Source organism: Acinetobacter sp. CE-15 (assembly GCF_051059255.1).
Classification (GTDB): domain Bacteria; phylum Pseudomonadota; class Gammaproteobacteria; order Pseudomonadales; family Moraxellaceae; genus Acinetobacter; species Acinetobacter guillouiae.
Genome location: NZ_CP192737.1, coordinates 549,591 through 567,528, shown reverse-complemented (window position 1 = coordinate 567,528; position 17,938 = coordinate 549,591). Strand labels below are relative to the sequence as shown.

Genomic DNA, 17,938 nt, shown 5'->3' with positions numbered 1-17,938 from the left:
TGCAATCATCTTATTAAAGATCCAATAAAATGATACAGGTCACTATTGCAATCCTGTTTTGGCTTTACCACCCAATTGGCACATCAACACAGTTTCGGTGACTCTACTGTCATGTAACTATTCAATTCACATGCTATGCTGATGACCAAGGAAAAAATGAGTCAAGATCATGGCACTACTACATATAGAAAAAAACAATGGTATCGCAACAGTTTCATTAAATCGTCCAGATAAACGCAATGCCATGAGTTTTGCTTTACTCCGTGAACTGGTAAGCGTCGCACAACAGATTAAAAAAGACCGCAGTATTCGTGTGGTGATTCTGACGGGTGAAGCCAATGTATTTAGTGCAGGTATTGACCTTGCTGACTTAAATAGCCCTAAAAATACAGCTTTTGCTGCTTGGGAACTGATTAAACCCGGTCAAAGCCTATTCCAAAAAGCATTTTTAATCTGGCAAGAATTGCCTGTCCCTGTCATTGCAGCAATTGAAGGTTTCTGCTTTGGTGCTGGGATGCAACTTGCATTGGCTGCAGATATCCGTATTGCACACCCAGAGACTAAAATGTCAATCATGGAAAGCCGTTGGGGGCTTGTGCCTGACATGGGCTTAACCCGTTCAATCAAGGGCGTGATTGGTATTGATTTAGCCAAAGAACTTACCCTCACTGCACGTATTTTTGATGGCAATTATGCCAAAGACATTGGTTTGGTGACGCATGTAGACGACTCACCGTTGGCAAAAGCTCAAGCCATTGCAGAGGAGATGCTACAACGCTCGCCAGATGCGCTGATGGCTGCTAAACGTGTTTTAGATGCGATGGAACATCAACCTCAGAAATCTTTACGTTTAGAGAAGATTTGGCAGTTAAAATTACTCTTGGGTAAAAATAGTCAAATTGCACGTAAAAAGGATAAAAATCCTGAGTTAAAATTTTTACCGCGCCAATATAAATAATCTAAAACTTAAGGGTCTGTTAACAATTCATCTATATTTGCGACTACGAGTGTTTTTAGCTGATACGAAATTTAGTTTTTCTAAATGACAAGTAATATTGCTTCACAAGCTAACCACATAATAGCAAAAAACACTCTTGTCCCCAGCTTCGCCTTGCGCCGCGAACAAAGCGATGCTTTGTTCTTGCTCAGGTTGTGGCTAAAATTATCTCAGCCTGTGTTATGAAACTCGAAAATAGTCTCGCTATTCTCTTCGTTTCATGCCTTGCCTGCTCAATTTTAGCCTACAACGCAAGCAATTTATGAAATGTCAACAAACCCTTTTTGAAAGCTTTTTGAGTTATAAAATGAATTTTGATCGTAACAGTAAAATTGCATTTTTAGGGATGGGATTAATGGGCAGCCGTATGGCAACCCGATTAATCCAAGCAGGCTTGCATGTTGCTGTCTGGAACAGAACCGCATCTGCTTGTGACGCCCTTATTGATCTAGGCGCTCACCCATTACAGCTTGAGAATATTGCAGAATATCCGATTATTCTCAGCTGCCTTGCTGATGATAAGGCTGTACAGCTGGTTTATGAGCACATTGAACCCTATTTACAAGCCAAGCAAGTGATTGTGGATTTCTCCAGTTTATCTGTGGATAAAACCAAGCAACTGGCGGAAAGCGCAACAACAAAACAGGTGATTTGGATTGACTCACCTGTTTCAGGTGGAACAGCAGGCGCTGAAAATGGCACGCTGGTTATTTTTGCTGGGGGCAATGCTGAGGTGATCCAAGCACTGAGCCTTGTTTACAATATCCTGTCACAGCGTGTCACACGTATGGGTGAAACAGGTACTGGACAAGCCACTAAAATCTGTAACCAACTTATCGTTGCTGCCAATAGCACCTTGATCGCGGAAGCTGTTGCGCTTGCCAGTAAAGCAGGTGTAGATACAACCCTATTGGCGCCGGCTTTGGCTGGTGGTTTTGCCGACTCAAAACCTTTCCAAATTTTAGCCCCACGCATGGCAACACATACTTTTGAGCCTGTACAATGGAAAGTACAAACGCTTTCTAAAGACTTAAATAATGCCATTCAACTTGCACAACAATTTGATTTAAAAATCCCTGTGGCTCAACGTGCACTTGGGCAATTACAAAGCCATCAAAACAACGGATTTGCTGAGTCGGATTTAGCCACAGTCATTCATCAAGTGGAAAATAAATCGGGTTAAAATACACGGAACTACACATAAATAAGTTGAAAAATAATCTATTGCCTACTACATTGAAGATGAGAGTCCAAATATAGCAAGGAGCGTTCTTATGACTAAACTCGCAGTAAACCTATCTTTGATTTTTACTGAAGTGCCGCTCATTGAACGCTTTGCTTTGGCACATCTTCATGGCTTCCACAATGTTGAAATTCAATTTCCGTATGAATTAAGCATTGAAGAGATTCAAGCGCAACTTGAACAATATGACCTCAGCCTTTGCCTGATCAACGTTCCCGCTGGTGACTTGATGCAAGGTGGAAACGGACTTGCTGGTGTGCCTGGTCAAGAACTGGCATTTCATCAAGCCTTGGAACTTGCAATTGAATATGCAGAAGCGCTCAATGTTCCAAACGTCAATATTTTGGCAGGTAAACAACCACAAGATGCCGACTTACTCCCCTGTTTAAACACCTTAGCAAACAATTTAAAACTGGCTTGTCATCTGCTCTCTAATCGTGATATTCAGCCTGTATTTGAAATGATCAATGGTACAGACATGCCACGTTTCTTGGTTCAAAATATTGCACAAGGCCAAGAAATGTTAGAAGCAGTACAGCATCCTGCATTAAAAATGCAATTTGACTGTTACCACATGGCGATGATGGGCGAAGATGTACTGGCAGCCTTACAAGAAAATATTGATTGGATTGGGCATATCCAATTTGCAGACTGCCCTGGACGTCATGAACCAGATACCGCACAAATTGATTATTCTGCAATTTTTTCATGGTTAAAACAAAGCGCCTATACGGGCTTTATTGCAGCAGAATACAAGCCACAATCGCATTCAAATCAGTCATTTGCATGGAAAGAAAAATATTTTTCCAACAACCATAGCTATTAAATAGGTGTGTGCTTAGGCAAACGGTTGCATTGTATAATTTGTATTTTTTAGACAAAAGCGCTATATTAGAAGATGAGATATTTTCTGGAAAATATACCTTATATGAATTTAGAACCATCGCCCAGCGCTTCTAATTCTCACGAACTTGCAATGAACACTCAAAATCAAGACGTACAGACTTGTTTAAAAGTCGTACAAGAAGCTCTACTTGATGTAAAAGCCAAAGATATTATTCAACTTGATGTCAGCGCTATTAGCAACGTTTCAGATGCAATTGTCATCGCGAGCGGGACATCAACACGCCATGTTAAAGCACTTGCTGACAATGTTGCTGAAGAAGCACGTAAAGCAGGCTTTCGCCCAATTGGTGTTGAAGGTGAACGAGACGCTGAATGGATCCTTATCGATTTAGGATTTGTAGTCGTACATGTGATGCTACCAACAGCACGTAAATTTTATGATCTGGAAAGTTTATGGCGTGCGACACCTGAAAGTGTTGCCTAACTTTTAATACAGAACTTAAATATGAAAAAAGCGACTTTATGTCGCTTTTTTTAGTGCTTGGCTTTTTTCAAAGCTATTAAGTACTCAATTTTTTAACGACTTAATTGAGTATGCATTACGCAGTTTACAAATCAGTTTAAATACCAAAAATGCAACACCAAAACTCCACACAAAATTTACCGCAATCCCAATACTTTGATCGATAACACTGGCCTTGTTGGCTAAATTAATTACGGGGTTATCTGTCAAAGAAATAGCCAGTGTGCCCCATGCCCCACAAATACCATGTACCACAACAACTTCACGAATATGCTTAGAATCAATCCAATAGGTCAATAAACGGGGTAAATAGATTGTGAATAATCCAGAAACCAAACCAATAATCAATGCTGATGACAAATTCACTAAACCACAACTTGCCGTGATCGCCACCAAGCCACCCAAAGCACCTTTAATCATTTCAACCCATGAAATAATTTTATTGTTGAGTACCAAGGAAAAAATCAAGGGGGCAATCATTGCCCCAAAGAGTGCAGCAAAGGCATTGATGACAATGACTCCAATATCCGCATAGAGTGCTGAGATATAAACTACATTTAGACCTGACCATGCCAGCCAAAGAATAAAGCCAGCCAATGCCAAAGATAAGATTTTATAATCTTCAAAGATTAAGTCTTTTTTTAAGATTTCTTGTCGGTCTTGAGGTTTTAAAGTTAAGTAGCCCGCCAACACAATCCATGCTGCGGTGGAATGCACCACTGTTGAACCCGCAAAATCAATAAATCCTAACTCTTTTAACCAGCCCTTACCGAATAAGATATTTCCCCAAGTCCAGCTACTAAAGAAAGGAAAGATCACACCTGCGATCATTAAACCGGTTATCCAGTTGACAAATAAGGGAACTTTACTCGGAATCACTCGCCCAACCACAGTGGTGATTGTGGTGGCCATTAGGGTATAAAAAAATAATAAATTCCAATGCCAGCCATGCAGCATGCCATTCATATATTTTTCGGAGCTGGCATCTCCTGCAAGAAGAATTTTTGCGCAGAAGAAACCAAAAATAAGCGTTCCTAAAACTGCTGAAACATAATTGACCAATAATGCGGAAATTGATTTATAGGTATTTTCATATCCGCCTTCAACTACAGCAAAACCAGCTTGCATCAAAATGACAAATATTCCACCAAAGAATAAAAGCTCGTAGTTGGTAATGAGATTAAAAGCAGCAAGATCACTTTCTAAACTTGAAGCAAAACTAAAATTTGGATAAAAAAATATGATGCAAATTAAGCTGATGAAGTATTTAAATCGCACTATATAATTAATCCTAACCTATCGCTTTTTCATCGCTTTAAATTCACAATAATTAGTATTTTCGCTACTTAATTATCATTTAATTTATCAAGTATAGAGAATTTCATGGAGAAATAAACTAATTTTTATGTAAAAAATATAGCTTACAAAGTACACACGACGAGCAAGATTGTTTGTTCGTGATCGAGTACTATTTATTTTTATTTAAAGATAAGCAGCTTACATTTAACTGGTTTTATTAAACAATGCCGATTTGCAATATATGTGGCTTAAGGTTGAAAATTTCAGCACTTAGACGTATAGATGCCACACTCTAATATGGAATAACGTTGTTGCAATTTATGTGTTATGCAGAATGAAAACATCTATACGGTCTTTAATCAACCATGTTGAATAATTTGAATCTGTGGAAATGCAAAGCCCTTACAGGATAATTCAGAACGCCATGCCACCGTCAGCATGACTCTGCTCAGCTGGAGGTTTTGATAGGCAAAGCTGCCCAATAACGGATGCGTAGAGATCCCACCATCATTCATCACATGCACTCCAGTATTTAGCTCATTTAGACTCAAACGAATCCCTAAACCTGATGCTTTTAAAATCGCCTCTTTTGTGGTCCACACCTTAAACCAAAAAGTAGGATCAAAGTCTAACGCTTGCCAAGCTTGATATTCTTGAGGATGAAAAGCATGTTTTGCTAAAGCCTCAAAGCGCACCTTTCGATCTAAGTCCTCGACATCCACACCCAAATCTTGGATCTGTTGACTACTTGCCAAAGCATAATGGTGCTGGCTATGTGAATGATTCACGTGAAACTTCGGATAATCAATTAAATAGGGTTTACCAAAATCTGTTTTTTCAAAAGAGTGGTTACTAATTTCAACTGAAAAAATATCAGACAACAATTGGTTTCTGTATTGATAGATCGCCTGTTTCAGTTCTTGGATCTGCCCCTTTCGATCGCTCGAATGGTAAGTCGGAAGAATATTTTGAATAGAATTAACATCCAATTGAATAATACGATTCACAATCCATTCCCAAACATTTTTCATTATCTTAAATCAAAAAAACCCAAAGATCACTTTGGGTTTTGATGTGTTCAACGCTAAATTTAACTTCTAAATTTCTTTTCAGCCTTTTTAAATTTCTGTACATAACGACGACGACGTGCTGCAACACGCTCATCAATTTGAGATTTACGGCCTTCAAATGGATTTTCAGCTGTTTTAAAGTCAACGCGAACCGGTGTACCTTCAAGGTTATACACTTTACGGAAGACATTTTCTAAATAACGACGATAGTCCGCAGGCGTCTTATCCACCTTATTACCATGAATCACAATCGTTGGTGGGTTTTGTCCACCCATGTGGGCATAACGCATCTTAATACGTTTACCACTGATCATTGGCGGTTGATGTGCTTCAGTTGCATCATTCAAAATCTGAGTTAATTTTGCAGGTGAAACTTTTAAGTGTGATGAATCATAAGCACGGTGAATGGTTGGATACATCTCACCGACACCTGTTCCATGCAAAGCAGAAATCAAATGTACTTTTGCCCAAGGAATAAAGTCAAAACGACGATCAACATCCAATTTACATTGTTTGCGATCATACTCTGTCATGTTGTCCCATTTGTTAATGGCAATCACCATGGCACGGCCAGCTTCAAGTGCATAACCGATCAAATGTAGGTCTTGTTCAACCACACCTTCACGTGCATCTAAAACCACCACAATGACATGTGCATCTTTAATCGCTTGGAGGGTTTTAACGATTGAGAATTTCTCAATCATTTCATCAACTTTACCTTTACGACGTACACCCGCTGTGTCGATCAAGGTATATTGACGACCATCACGCTCAAACGGAATATAAATCGAGTCACGGGTTGTACCCGGTTGGTCAAATGCAACAACGCGATCTTCACCTAACAAACGGTTAACCAAAGTAGATTTACCGACATTTGGGCGACCAATAATTGCTAAGCGTAAACCTGTTGCCTTATCGTGTTCTTCTGGGTTTTCATCTTCAGGGACATCCACCAAGATATCCTCAAGCATTTGTTGAACACCACGACCATGACTCGCCGCAACTTGTAAGGGTTCACCCATACCAAGTTTATAAAATTCAACTAATGCAGCTTCAGCATGTACACCATCGACTTTGTTGGCAACCAAGTAAACCTTTTTACCAAGTGTACGCAACTCACGGGCAATCTGCTCATCAGAAGCCAATAGACCAGCACGTGCATCGACAACAAAAACAATGATATCGGCTTCATTAATCGCAGTTTTTGATTGCTCTGCCATATATGAGTCAATACCACCTTCATTTTCACCGATACCCCCAGTATCGACGACAATGAACGATTTATTTTCATAAGTTGCATCACCATATTTACGATCTCGGGTAAGACCAGCAAAATCAGCAACGAGTGCATCACGGCTCTTGGTAATCTGGTTGAATAACGTTGATTTGCCGACGTTTGGACGACCAATGAGCGCAATTACGGGTTTCATAAAATAACCTTTATTCAAGATCAGCCAGTATGACTGGTCTGAACATCAGAAATGTATAGGAAGAAGAATAGGAAAAACCTAAAATAAAAACACGGGGTATTGATTTTCAATCACCCCGTGTATGGAATTCATACGGATTGCTCTATTTTAACACAAGACTAAAAAAATAGAGAATCCTAATCGTGTCTGTTGATTAACTGTTAACGACTTTGCCAGATACTCATTGCACCTTTGCGTGTCGAAACATAAACTTGATTATCAATCACTCTCAACGTACGTACTTCACCACTGGTTTTAGCACGACCTAACGTTGTTCCTGTATTTGGATCAATTTGATGTAAATAACCATCTAAATCACCCACAACAAGATTTGAACCGAGCAATACAGGGTTGCTTAAGTTACGATTGAGCAGTTGCTCATTTTTCCAAAGCTGCTGACCTGTGATCAAGTCATACGCAATAATTTGACCATCGGTTTGCGATACGATGACTTTACCATCGGTCACTTCTGGACGGTTGATACTGCTTGAATTTTCACTCCACAAAACACGTTGTGAAGCCAAATCTAGAACAGTGACTTGACCTTGGAAACTCGTCGTAACCACATACTGTCCTGAAACAACAGGCTCACTGTCCACATCAATCAAACGCTGAATATCAGAACGACCTTCAGATACCGCAACACGACGTTGTAAACGCGGTACACCTGCAAGGCTATCTATTGCAAAAATATAGCCAGTAGAAGTGCCAATAAGCACGGTACGTGGATCTAAACTAACTGGAGTGGCTTGACCTCTTAAGCTAAATGAAGCGCTTGGTAATTTATAAGTCCACGCTTGCTGACCCGTCGCAATATCTAGGGCATAAACCGTACCGTCATTTGCAACTACAATCACACGACCAGATTGAATCAAAGCAGAACTGATAATTGCACCCGACAATTGCGCAGACCATTTGGTCGCACCCGTTGCTTGGTCTAATGCAAAAACATGGCCTTTTTGATTACCAACAATCACCACACCATCTGCTGCTTCAACACCAGAGCTTAAGCCGTCTTTGGTAACTTTAGCATTCCATAAGCGCTGTTTGCCTTTATAGGCAGCCACTTCGCCTTTTGGATCTAAAGCAAACACAACACCATTGTCTGTATCTAAACGTAGACGTAATGCATCTTCACTGCTGGTCGAAGAAACACTGGTCGAAAATACTTGAACCAAGCTTGAAGCTTGTGCAACTTTAGGCAGTGGATTTGGCTTAATCTTCACTTCTTTCGTCTTATTACTTGAACAGCCGATTAAAGCGATTGATAAGATTGCTAAAGCAAAAGGTATTTTAAAATTTCTATCCATTAAGACTCATCCACTTGTGTTGCTAAGATTGGGCGTTCAAGATCAGGATCTTCTACTAATACGCCAACACTTTCGAGTTTAATTTGTAAAATTTGACGTTCTTGTTTACGCTCAACGACCGCATTCCATGCTGCTTGATACGATTTTTTTGCATTTTCAGTGTCATTTTTTGCCACATAAATATCACCTTTTAACTCATCAGCACTTGCCTGAAAAGCAGGATCATTCACAGCTGACAAGGTTTTCAAGGCTTCATCAAACTTCTTTTGCGCCAATTGTGCATCAGCAAGTTTGATTTTTACAACTTGTAACAAACCAGCGTCTTTAATTTTAGAATTTTCAACTTTTTTCAGTTCACGCTCAGCCAATGCATAGTCATTTTTATCATAGGCAACTTTTGCCATGACAATTTGAGCTTGAATTGCATGAACAGAATCTGGATTGTCTTTGACAATTTTATCTGCTGACGCGACTAAGGCAGCAGTGACTTTAGCATCACCATTGGCTGCTCGCGCCTCATCCATCAATTGCTGAACTTTGGCTGTTTCATTTTGATTTTCAGCCAAAGTTTTCTTTTGCCAATATTCCCAACCGAAAAAGGCAATCAATGCAATGAGGACACCTGTCACCATAGCCGAGCCATATTTCTTAAAAAATGACTTCACACTATCCAGTTGCTCATCATCAGTCATTGCACTCATTTGACTCCCCTTTTCCTTATGATTATCGGCTTATTTTGACGAAAATTTTTCAATGAAAAAAGACACAATTTCAGTGGCCTTAATTTCATATTGTTCTGCTGTCGCAAGTTCTTTGACTAAAACTTGCTGCGCTACAGCCTCACGCGCTCCAAAAATCAAAGCATAGATGGCACCCGATTGGTCTGCCTTCTTCATTTGACTCTTCATTGAACCCTGTGAACCTGTTTTCAAACGAATTGTACTATTTACAGCTTCAAGTTGATCACGAATTTGTTCAGCCAATACCAAAGCCTGACCTTGTGTTGCAGGATCTGATAGCAAGAATAACTCACATTCACGCACAGGTGTATTGTCTTCAACTTGTTCAAGAAGCAATAATAAACGTTCCATGCCCATGGCAAAACCAACTGCTGGTACAGATTGATCAGGCTTACCTTTCAGCTGTCCAACCAAACCATCATAACGACCACCCGCACATACCGTTCCTTGAGAACCTAAATGTGTCGTTGTCCATTCAAAAACAGTTTTATTGTAATAGTCTAAACCACGGACTAGTTTTTGATTGATGACAAACTCAATGCCTGCATCAGTTAAATACTGTTGCAATTGAGCAAAATGATTCAAGCTGTCTTCTTTTAAGAAATCATGCAACTTAGGTGCATTTTCAAGAATTTGCTGAGTTCGTGTATCTTTCGAATCTAAAATTCGCAATGGATTGGTGGTTAAACGACGTTGCGAATCTTCATCCAAATCAGCGTGATGCGCTGTAAGAAATTCAACCAATGCAGCACGATACTCTGCACGTTCATCAGACTCGCCCAAGGTATTTAGCTCAAGTTGAACTTTATCTGCAACACCCATGCGTTTCCATAAACGCGCAGTCATGAGAATCAGTTCAGCATCTTGATCAGGTGTCGCTACACCAAAAGTTTCTACACCAAATTGGTGAAACTGGCGATAACGACCTTTTTGCGGTTTTTCATAGCGGAACATTGGGCCAACATACCAAACACGTGGATTTGCACCACGGAGTAAGTTATGTTCCAACATTGCACGCACACAACCCGCTGTGCCTTCTGGACGCAAAGTTAAAGATTCAGGTGGGTTACCCTTATCGAAGAAGGTGTACATTTCTTTTTCGACGATATCAGTTGCATCACCAATTGAACGCTTAAACAAATTGGTATGTTCAACCACCGGCAAACGGATTTGCTGATAACCGTATGCATCCATAAGCGATGCTAAATGCTGCTCAAGACGTCTCCACGCAGGTGTTTGCGATGGGAGAAAGTCATTAAAACCTTTAATTGCGACAATTGAACTCATGATGAACTACGAATAATCTCTTTAGCTTTAGCTTTTTCAAGCTCTTGAACACGTTGACGAACCATGCTTTCGATTTCATCAACCAACTGATTTGTATCTATTAAGTGACTCTTTTCGCCATTACGATACACGAGTGAGCGCGGACTTGCACCGACTATACCAATATCAGCTTCTTTTGCTTCACCCGGACCGTTGACTTTACAACCAATGACAGACACATCCATTGGTGTACGAATATCTTCTAAACGTTCCTCTAAAGCCTGCATCACTTTGATCACGTTAAATTCCTGACGTGAACAGCTTGGACAAGCAATAAAGTTAATCCCATTTGAACGAAGGCTCAGGGATTTTAAAATATCAAAACCAATTTTTACTTCTTCTTCAGGCTCAGCCGCCAATGAAATACGCATGGTGTCACCAATGCCATCCAACAGCAAACCACCTAAAGCAATCGCAGATTTCACTGAACCCGTACGATAGATCCCAGCTTCGGTTACACCTAAATGTAATGGATTATCAATTTGTGCAGATAATAAACGATAAGCATCCATTGTTAAAAATACATTTGATGCTTTTACTGAAATTTTAAACTCATGGAAGTTTAAACGATCCAATATGTCGATATGACGCATTGCAGATTCAAGTAATGCCTGACCTGTCGGCTCACCATATTTCTTTTGGATATCTTTTTCTAAAGATCCAGCATTGACACCAATACGCATAGAAATATCGTGATGACGTGCAGCAGCAACCACTTCACGAATCTTGGCTTCAGAACCAATATTGCCAGGGTTAATCCGCAAACAGTCTGCGCCCATGTCTGCAACTTTCAATGCGATTTTATAATCGAAATGAATATCTGCAACCAATGGTACCGTGACACGTTTACGAATTTCACCAAAAGCTTCAGCAGCTTCCATAGTCGGTACCGATACCCGCATAATGTCCGCACCAACATCTGCACAGCGTTGAATCTGCGCAACTGTTGCATCGACATCACAGGTTTCAGTATTGGTCATACTTTGAATACTGATCGGTGCATCACCACCGACATACACTGAACCTACACGTATTTTACGTGTAGGACGGCGCTTGATTGGATTCTCAATCATGATCTTATCTACTCTTGCCCATTAACGTGACAAACGGAATTCTGCTTTTCCGTTCACTGTATATGGAGACAATGAAATCTGTTCATTATTAAGGCTTAATGACACAGCAGTTGCATCATCGAGACGAATTTGGAATGGTGATTGGCCATTAACGGTTAAAGCAGCCGACTGGCGACCAGTCGCCAAAACTTTTCCTGTACTATCTACAATATGTACAGAAGTTGGATGACTGAAATTCAATACCATTTGGTCACCTGAAGTCGCAGTTGCATTGTTTAAATTCAACACTTCTACTTCTGAGGCTTGTGGTTTGGCATCGACATCAGCGCTTTTACCCGATGTCATTTTTTGAATTCCAGCAATCACAGCCCAAATCACCGCAAGCGCAACAATGGCAATTAAAATTCGCTTTAACCATTTTTTATTACGATCACTGTTTGATCCAGGCAATTTCCCCATAATCTTGATTGGAGAGTTGTTCAATGCGTGGTTTGGCAAAAGCCCAGTATCATTTTGATAAATTTCATCAAAGCGTTGAATGATTACCGTTGCATCAACACCTAGAAACTTGGCATATGAACGATAATAACCTTTAATAAAGGTTGCTTCTGGCAAAGACTTATATTCATCTTGTTCCAATGCTTGTAAGGTTTTTACAGGCATTTTTAGTTCGTTTGCAACATCTTGAATGTCTAGGTTTTTGGAGACTCGAATTTGACGCAAATACTCACCTGGACGTTGAACATTTCCTAAGCCATTAGATGCTACGTTTGAACCTGTAGGTTGCTGTGAATTAGGATTTACTTCCATACGGCCTCAGTACTGTACTGTAATTGCAGATAACGTTGATATTCTTTACTGTCCGGGAACAATGCACGCAGTTGGTTGACCAACACTTGCATTCCCATCTGATCATTATTGGCACGTGCAATACGTAAACCAATCCAAAGCGCTCTCGCACCCTGTTTGTCCTGACCTACTAAACGAACATATTGCTCATAGAGTTGACTTGCTTGCGCACTTTTTTGTTGCAAATAGAAAATTTCTGATAACTCTACCAGAGAAATAATCGAATCGCGATTGACTTGTAAAGCTTGTTTGAATGCTTTTTCAGCATTTGCCACATCACCCACTTTTAAGTAAACCCGACCTAAATTTTCTAAAGCCTTGTAACGCTGATCATAGCCAAGCGCAGCACCAGCTATACTCAATTGTTCAATCGCGTCATTATAGCGCTCAGTAACAAATAAATATGTTCCATAATTATTACGAGCTTGTGCATTTTTTGAGTCACTGGAAATTGCACGCTTAAAATAGCCGTCTGCTTTTTCCATACTGATCTTACTGCCTTCTTGTTGCAATAAGACACCCATCATCATATTTGCCGCAGAATCACGTGAATCAGTTTCTAAAGCTTGGTCTAGTGCGCGTTTTGCAGCATCTAAATCACCAGTACGAATATATTCAGCAGCAAGCTGAGTACGTACTTTAACGGCTTTTTCAGGATCTTTTTTTATTATTGTGTCTGAATTTGTCGTTTGACAACCCTGTACGACCAATGCAGATAAACCAATTGCCAATATTACAACTGCTTTTTGATACATCGATTTTCTCAAAGTCAGCCCCTGATTATTTGTTGATATAAATGTATGTCTACAAATCTTTAAGCTTATGAACGAATAATCTCACCACGTTCAGCAACTTTCTTTTTCCACTGCTCTGCACGACGGGTACGATCTGCCACTTGCCCGACCAACTGCCCACATGCTGCATCAATATCATCACCACGTGTCTGACGAATCGTACACACAAAACCTGCATCAGACAAAGTTTTTTGGAAAGAAATAATACGATTTCGACTTGAACGGCCATACGGCGCATGCGGAAATGGATTAAATGGAATTAAATTAATTTTACTTGGTAAGTTTTTCAGTAACTTAATCATTTGTTGTGCATGTTCAGGATGATCATTCACTCCTTCCAACATCACATATTCAATAGTGACATGTTTACGAGAACTTTCATTACCATCTTTGGCAATATAACGCTGACATGCAGCAATCAATTGTGCTAATGGATATTTTTTATTAATCGGCACCAATTCATTACGTAATTCATCATTTGGCGCATGTAAAGAAATCGCCAAAGCCACATCTATATCTTGTGCCAATTGGTCAATTTTCGGTACAACACCTGAGGTTGATAATGTAACGCGACGTTTAGACATGCCGTAAGCAAAATCATCTAACATGATATTCATTGAGCTTAATACAGCATCATAGTTGAGTAATGGCTCACCCATTCCCATCATCACCACATTGGTCACTGAGCGTTCACGTTCAGCAACAGGTACTTCTTCCATATAAGAATAGTTGGCCACCCATAACTGTCCAATGATTTCATCGGGGGTTAAATCACGCTGAAAACCTTGCTTTCCTGTTGAACAGAATGAGCAATCTAAAGCACAACCCACTTGTGATGAAATACACAGTGTTTTACGTGAACCTGTTTTATCTTCTGCTGGAATCAATACCGTTTCAACCAAAGAGCCCGCACCATCACCAACACGGAATACCCACTTACGAGTTCCATCTTTCGAATAGTTACGATGCACCACTTCTGGCGCTTTGATTTCACAAATTCTTTCTAGTTTTTCACGCAACTTTCCTGAAATATTGGTCATTTCAGCAAAATCAGTGATAAAAAATTGATGCATCCATTTCATTACCTGCCCAGCACGGAATTTTTTCTCGCCGATTTCTTCGAAGAATTTTTCCAATTGCGGACGTGACATGCCAAGTAAATTCACTTTCTGCACATTTGCAGTCTGAATACGATCAGCCTGTACAGATTTTGATGATGCAGGCTGCTGTTCATCTAGATTTAACGATGAAGCGACAACTTCAGAATTCATGGGGATTACCTAAATCATGCCGTAGTAATAAAACATATTGACCAATATTTAGCCAAATAAAGCAACAAAAATAAAAAAACCAGACAAGTAGTATATCACCTATCTGGTTTCGGGTCTGTTATCAATTCATAAATCGGAGATTTATTCGTGTAGAAAAAGAGACCCTAGATACGTCGAATTAACGAGTACGTGGGCAAACTTCAGTTTGAGCGAAGAAGTAATTTACTTCACGGTCAGCAGATGCAACTGAGTCAGAACCATGCGCAGCATTTTCATCGATGCTTACAGCGAAATCTGCACGGATTGTACCAGGAGCAGCTTCTTTAGGGTTTGTAGCACCAAGAATTTCACGGTGAGCAAGAACTGCGTTTTCACCTTCAAGAACAGATACTACAACTGGACCAGAAGTCATGAATGCAACAAGGTCACCAAAGAAACCACGTTCTTTATGCTCAGCATAGAAACCTTCAGCTTCTGCTTTAGAAAGGTGTTTCATTTTAGTCGCAACGATTTTAAGACCAGCTTTTTCGAAACGAGCAAAGATGTCACCAATGTGGTTTTTAGCAACTGCATCTGGTTTTACGATAGATAAAGTACGTTCAATAGCCATGAGTGGCTCCTTTAGTCAAATTGACACGAAAATTTGGGCGCATTATACCGAATAATGAACAATTTTCTGCTTTTAATCTGTAAAAAATTTGGATTTTTCGATGCGCTGTGACGTTTAGCATCATTCAGCAACATCTCAAGCCATTAATTCGCTTCATCAATCCATGCCATTTGAATGGCTTCTAGCAGACCTTCAGTCGATTTGGTTGGATCATCACTAAATTCTGGCAATGCACAAATCCATGCATGCATATCGGTAAAACGCACCCATTGTGGATCCACATCTGGATGCGCTTCACTGAGTTCGATTGCGATATCAATTGTATCTGTCCAACGTAAGCCCATATCAGGTCTTCCTTTGCTCAATTTAATTCTGCTACTGTATCAAATCTCAATTCATTCAGAAATAAATCATTCTAGACATTTACAAGATTCACCACGGATTCAAGCGTTTAATTTACAAAACGGATTGAATTGAGCCAGTTATTCAAAGTTAAAACCTTGATGATCAAAATCATCAGATTCTTTAAAAATAAAATTACAGACCAGTAGTAAATAAACCATCATAACATCACTCCTAAATATGGTGCGCTTAACACAATCAAACTCGCGACACTAGCACCAATCAGTGCGCCAACAATGACATCGCTTGGATAATGCAGGCCTAAAACCATCCGAGATAACGCCACAAGAATGGTAAAAGGCATCATAATGAACAACATAACCGGTTGAATATAGCCAAAGACAATTGTGACCATGACCGCATGTAACGTATGACCTGACGGAAAGCTAAAATGATCCAATGGTCGTTCACCCAGAATAATGACTTGATGAACTTGATAAGGTCGTGGTCGCACTGTTTTGTGTTTTAAGAACTTATAAATTCCTGTTCCTAAAAGACCCATAACAACGACATAGAGAAGTTGCAGACCATAGATCCAGCTCTTTTGTAGCCAAATCAGAACCAACATTGCGCACCAGAAAGGACCATCTCCCAAACGGCTCACAGTTTTAAAGAACGTCGCAATACTTTGGGTATGCGATAAATTATTGAGATATAAACAACCTCTAAGGTCGAGATCGAGCATTTTTATTTTGGTATTTTTAAAATTCATTTTCCACTCTCCTCTCATTATTTGAGATGAACTAGGTCAGTCGTTTTGCATACTGCGTTACCTGGTATAGTGCTTCTTCGAATTGTTGTACGGGATGTTGCCATCCGATGCTTTGCACATCATGCATCGCTTGTTGCCCGAAACGTTTGAGTGTGCTGTTATCTGGAATATCTAATACATGTTGAGTGAATTGCTTGATGTCTCCAATTGGACATAACCAGCCATTCTGAGCATGTCTGCCATGAAGTTGAGCGCAGGCATAGTCATAAGCAATAATCGGTAAACCACTCGCCATCGCTTCGATAACGACATTCCCAAAGGTTTCTACCTGACTTGCAAAAACAAAAACATTTGCACTCGCATAGGCTTCAGCAAGTTGTGTGCCAGTTAGACTGCCCATAAAAATCACATGTTCAGCACCCGGCATTTTTTCTAAACGACCACGATCTGGACCGTGCCCTACCAGCACCAACTTTACTTTTCGTTGTGCTTGTTGTCGCAGTTCAGAATAGGCATCAATCACCACATTGACTTCTTTTTCAGAAGACAAACGCCCAACATAGATCAAGACTGTGGTGTCTTCATCTGCCCCCCACTGTTGTCTCAACTGTTCAGAGTAGCGTTGTGATGAAAAGCGTTCTGTATCAATTCCTCGCCCAACCACAACCAATGGACAGGTCACACCAAACTCACGTAATGCCTGTTCTGTATCACGGCTTGGCACACAAGTCAGTTGCGTTGCGTTATGGAACCATCGCAAATAACTTTGAATCGGTTTGACCAAGAACGCTAAATCAAAAAAGCGGCTAAATTCTTGGAATTGTGAATGAAAACCACTTGATACCGGAATTCGTCGTGTCTTTGCCGCATGCAGCGCAGTAAAGCCTAAAGGCCCTTCAGTCACGATATGCACCACATCAGGTGAAAATGCCGAAATCGCTTGAGAGACTTTTAGAAATTGGGGCCAGCCAAACTTCATGTCTGGATATTTCGGAATTGATTGCCCAGTCACCAAGCACTCTTTATTCGGGCTAAAGTCTTGACATTGGGTCTTTTGTGCAGGGCGAATTAGTAATATTTTATGGCCTTGGTTCTGCAAGCCTTTACACAGTTGCATTAAAGACAAAGCAACACCATTAATTTCTGGTGGCCATGTTTCAGTCACGATTGCAATTTTTAGTCGAGGTCGGGATAAGTCACGAATAAGATGGTCTTTATTCGTATCGATTTTTTTCTTGTTTGGATTAAAATAAAATTTAAAGTTATCGGGAAAATCTTGTTGTTTAAATTGCAAGGTGTTCGCGTACGGTTTATTCATACGATACCTAATCTCTTCATTTTTGAATAGATTAGGCTAAGTTTTTGACATTTTAATGATTATTTAATGACAGTTTTTTGACCATT

18 protein-coding genes are annotated in these 17,938 nt (G+C 40.0%); 4 read left to right on the top strand and 14 right to left on the bottom strand.

What is annotated here, in order from left to right:
• Positions 1-169: 169 nt before the first annotated feature.
• From ACQ7EO_RS02685 to rsfS, 4 genes are all read left to right on the top strand, one after another.
• On the top strand, positions 170-958 hold the full coding sequence (locus ACQ7EO_RS02685) for a crotonase/enoyl-CoA hydratase family protein (RefSeq protein WP_004725906.1): 789 nt from the start codon (positions 170-172) through the stop codon (positions 956-958).
• A 346-nt stretch (positions 959-1,304) separates the two neighbouring features.
• Positions 1,305-2,180, top strand: coding sequence for an NAD(P)-dependent oxidoreductase (locus tag ACQ7EO_RS02680; protein WP_434278823.1), 876 nt, complete (start codon positions 1,305-1,307; stop codon positions 2,178-2,180).
• Between the two features lie 91 nt (positions 2,181-2,271).
• Entirely contained in the window at positions 2,272-3,066 is a 795-nt protein-coding gene (locus ACQ7EO_RS02675) for a hydroxypyruvate isomerase family protein (RefSeq protein ID WP_004725901.1), read from the top strand.
• Positions 3,067-3,168: 102 nt separating this feature from the next.
• Entirely contained in the window at positions 3,169-3,570 is a 402-nt protein-coding gene (gene rsfS / locus ACQ7EO_RS02670; protein ID WP_016539395.1) for a ribosome silencing factor, read from the top strand.
• An 84-nt stretch (positions 3,571-3,654) separates the two neighbouring features.
• Here the strand turns inward: rsfS and ACQ7EO_RS02665 are convergent, their stop codons facing one another.
• From ACQ7EO_RS02665 to ACQ7EO_RS02600, 14 genes are all read right to left on the bottom strand, one after another.
• Positions 3,655-4,887, bottom strand: coding sequence for an ammonium transporter (locus ACQ7EO_RS02665; protein ID WP_434278822.1), 1,233 nt, complete (start codon positions 4,885-4,887; stop codon positions 3,655-3,657).
• A 380-nt stretch (positions 4,888-5,267) separates the two neighbouring features.
• The gene (locus ACQ7EO_RS02660; RefSeq protein WP_034612347.1) at positions 5,268-5,939 is read right to left on the bottom strand and encodes a 4'-phosphopantetheinyl transferase family protein; all 672 of its coding nucleotides are present in this window, start codon (positions 5,937-5,939) and stop codon (positions 5,268-5,270) included.
• Positions 5,940-5,998: 59 nt separating this feature from the next.
• A complete protein-coding gene (gene der / locus ACQ7EO_RS02655; RefSeq protein ID WP_004725892.1) occupies positions 5,999-7,408 on the bottom strand; it encodes a ribosome biogenesis GTPase Der in 1,410 nt (469 codons plus the stop codon).
• Between the two features lie 200 nt (positions 7,409-7,608).
• The gene (gene bamB / locus ACQ7EO_RS02650) at positions 7,609-8,757 is read right to left on the bottom strand and encodes an outer membrane protein assembly factor BamB (protein WP_434278820.1); all 1,149 of its coding nucleotides are present in this window, start codon (positions 8,755-8,757) and stop codon (positions 7,609-7,611) included.
• On the bottom strand, positions 8,757-9,458 hold the full coding sequence (locus tag ACQ7EO_RS02645; RefSeq protein ID WP_004816992.1) for a YfgM family protein: 702 nt from the start codon (positions 9,456-9,458) through the stop codon (positions 8,757-8,759). Before ACQ7EO_RS02645 ends, bamB begins: the two co-directional genes overlap by 1 nt.
• A 30-nt stretch (positions 9,459-9,488) precedes the next feature.
• Positions 9,489-10,784, bottom strand: a complete 1,296-nt coding sequence (gene hisS, locus ACQ7EO_RS02640; RefSeq protein ID WP_434278819.1) for a histidine--tRNA ligase — start codon at positions 10,782-10,784, stop codon at positions 9,489-9,491.
• A complete protein-coding gene (gene ispG / locus ACQ7EO_RS02635) occupies positions 10,781-11,896 on the bottom strand; it encodes a flavodoxin-dependent (E)-4-hydroxy-3-methylbut-2-enyl-diphosphate synthase (protein WP_004725885.1) in 1,116 nt (371 codons plus the stop codon). The genes hisS and ispG overlap by 4 nt, the downstream gene beginning before the upstream one ends.
• A gap of 21 nt (positions 11,897-11,917) precedes the next feature.
• On the bottom strand, positions 11,918-12,706 hold the full coding sequence (locus ACQ7EO_RS02630; protein ID WP_004816988.1) for a helix-turn-helix domain-containing protein: 789 nt from the start codon (positions 12,704-12,706) through the stop codon (positions 11,918-11,920).
• Positions 12,697-13,500 carry a type IV pilus biogenesis/stability protein PilW gene (gene pilW / locus ACQ7EO_RS02625; protein WP_004725881.1) on the bottom strand — a complete coding sequence of 268 codons (804 nt, stop codon included), beginning with the start codon at positions 13,498-13,500 and terminating at the stop codon, positions 12,697-12,699. Before pilW ends, ACQ7EO_RS02630 begins: the two co-directional genes overlap by 10 nt.
• 65 nt (positions 13,501-13,565) lie before the next feature.
• The gene (gene rlmN / locus ACQ7EO_RS02620) at positions 13,566-14,810 is read right to left on the bottom strand and encodes a 23S rRNA (adenine(2503)-C(2))-methyltransferase RlmN (protein ID WP_004725880.1); all 1,245 of its coding nucleotides are present in this window, start codon (positions 14,808-14,810) and stop codon (positions 13,566-13,568) included.
• A 178-nt stretch (positions 14,811-14,988) separates the two neighbouring features.
• Positions 14,989-15,420 carry a nucleoside-diphosphate kinase gene (ndk, locus tag ACQ7EO_RS02615; RefSeq protein ID WP_004725878.1) on the bottom strand — a complete coding sequence of 144 codons (432 nt, stop codon included), beginning with the start codon at positions 15,418-15,420 and terminating at the stop codon, positions 14,989-14,991.
• A 143-nt stretch (positions 15,421-15,563) separates the two neighbouring features.
• A complete protein-coding gene (gene iscX, locus ACQ7EO_RS02610; protein WP_004725877.1) occupies positions 15,564-15,764 on the bottom strand; it encodes a Fe-S cluster assembly protein IscX in 201 nt (66 codons plus the stop codon).
• Between the two features lie 218 nt (positions 15,765-15,982).
• Positions 15,983-16,534 (bottom strand): phosphatase PAP2 family protein, encoded by a 552-nt coding sequence (locus ACQ7EO_RS02605; RefSeq protein ID WP_004725875.1) that lies wholly within the window; start codon positions 16,532-16,534, stop codon positions 15,983-15,985.
• Between the two features lie 31 nt (positions 16,535-16,565).
• Entirely contained in the window at positions 16,566-17,852 is a 1,287-nt protein-coding gene (locus ACQ7EO_RS02600) for a glycosyltransferase family 4 protein (RefSeq protein ID WP_262087030.1), read from the bottom strand.
• Positions 17,853-17,938 lie beyond the last annotated feature (86 nt).

Excerpts from the sequence above, each read along its gene's own strand:
- ACQ7EO_RS02685 (WP_004725906.1), top strand. The coding sequence starts at position 170 with ATGGCACTACTACATATAGAAAAAAACAATGGTATCGCAACAGTTTCA.
- ACQ7EO_RS02680 (WP_434278823.1), top strand. The coding sequence starts at position 1,305 with ATGAATTTTGATCGTAACAGTAAAATTGCATTTTTAGGGATGGGATTA.
- ACQ7EO_RS02675 (WP_004725901.1), top strand. The coding sequence starts at position 2,272 with ATGACTAAACTCGCAGTAAACCTATCTTTGATTTTTACTGAAGTGCCG.
- rsfS (WP_016539395.1), top strand. The coding sequence starts at position 3,169 with ATGAATTTAGAACCATCGCCCAGCGCTTCTAATTCTCACGAACTTGCA.
- ACQ7EO_RS02660 (WP_034612347.1), bottom strand. The coding sequence starts at position 5,939 with ATGAAAAATGTTTGGGAATGGATTGTGAATCGTATTATTCAATTGGAT.
- der (WP_004725892.1), bottom strand. The coding sequence starts at position 7,408 with ATGAAACCCGTAATTGCGCTCATTGGTCGTCCAAACGTCGGCAAATCA.
- bamB (WP_434278820.1), bottom strand. The coding sequence starts at position 8,757 with ATGGATAGAAATTTTAAAATACCTTTTGCTTTAGCAATCTTATCAATC.
- ACQ7EO_RS02645 (WP_004816992.1), bottom strand. The coding sequence starts at position 9,458 with ATGAGTGCAATGACTGATGATGAGCAACTGGATAGTGTGAAGTCATTT.
- hisS (WP_434278819.1), bottom strand. The coding sequence starts at position 10,784 with ATGAGTTCAATTGTCGCAATTAAAGGTTTTAATGACTTTCTCCCATCG.
- ispG (WP_004725885.1), bottom strand. The coding sequence starts at position 11,896 with ATGATTGAGAATCCAATCAAGCGCCGTCCTACACGTAAAATACGTGTA.
- ACQ7EO_RS02630 (WP_004816988.1), bottom strand. The coding sequence starts at position 12,706 with ATGGAAGTAAATCCTAATTCACAGCAACCTACAGGTTCAAACGTAGCA.
- pilW (WP_004725881.1), bottom strand. The coding sequence starts at position 13,500 with ATGTATCAAAAAGCAGTTGTAATATTGGCAATTGGTTTATCTGCATTG.
- rlmN (WP_004725880.1), bottom strand. The coding sequence starts at position 14,810 with ATGAATTCTGAAGTTGTCGCTTCATCGTTAAATCTAGATGAACAGCAG.
- ndk (WP_004725878.1), bottom strand. The coding sequence starts at position 15,420 with ATGGCTATTGAACGTACTTTATCTATCGTAAAACCAGATGCAGTTGCT.
- iscX (WP_004725877.1), bottom strand. The coding sequence starts at position 15,764 with ATGGGCTTACGTTGGACAGATACAATTGATATCGCAATCGAACTCAGT.
- ACQ7EO_RS02605 (WP_004725875.1), bottom strand. The coding sequence starts at position 16,534 with ATGAATTTTAAAAATACCAAAATAAAAATGCTCGATCTCGACCTTAGA.
- ACQ7EO_RS02600 (WP_262087030.1), bottom strand. The coding sequence starts at position 17,852 with ATGAATAAACCGTACGCGAACACCTTGCAATTTAAACAACAAGATTTT.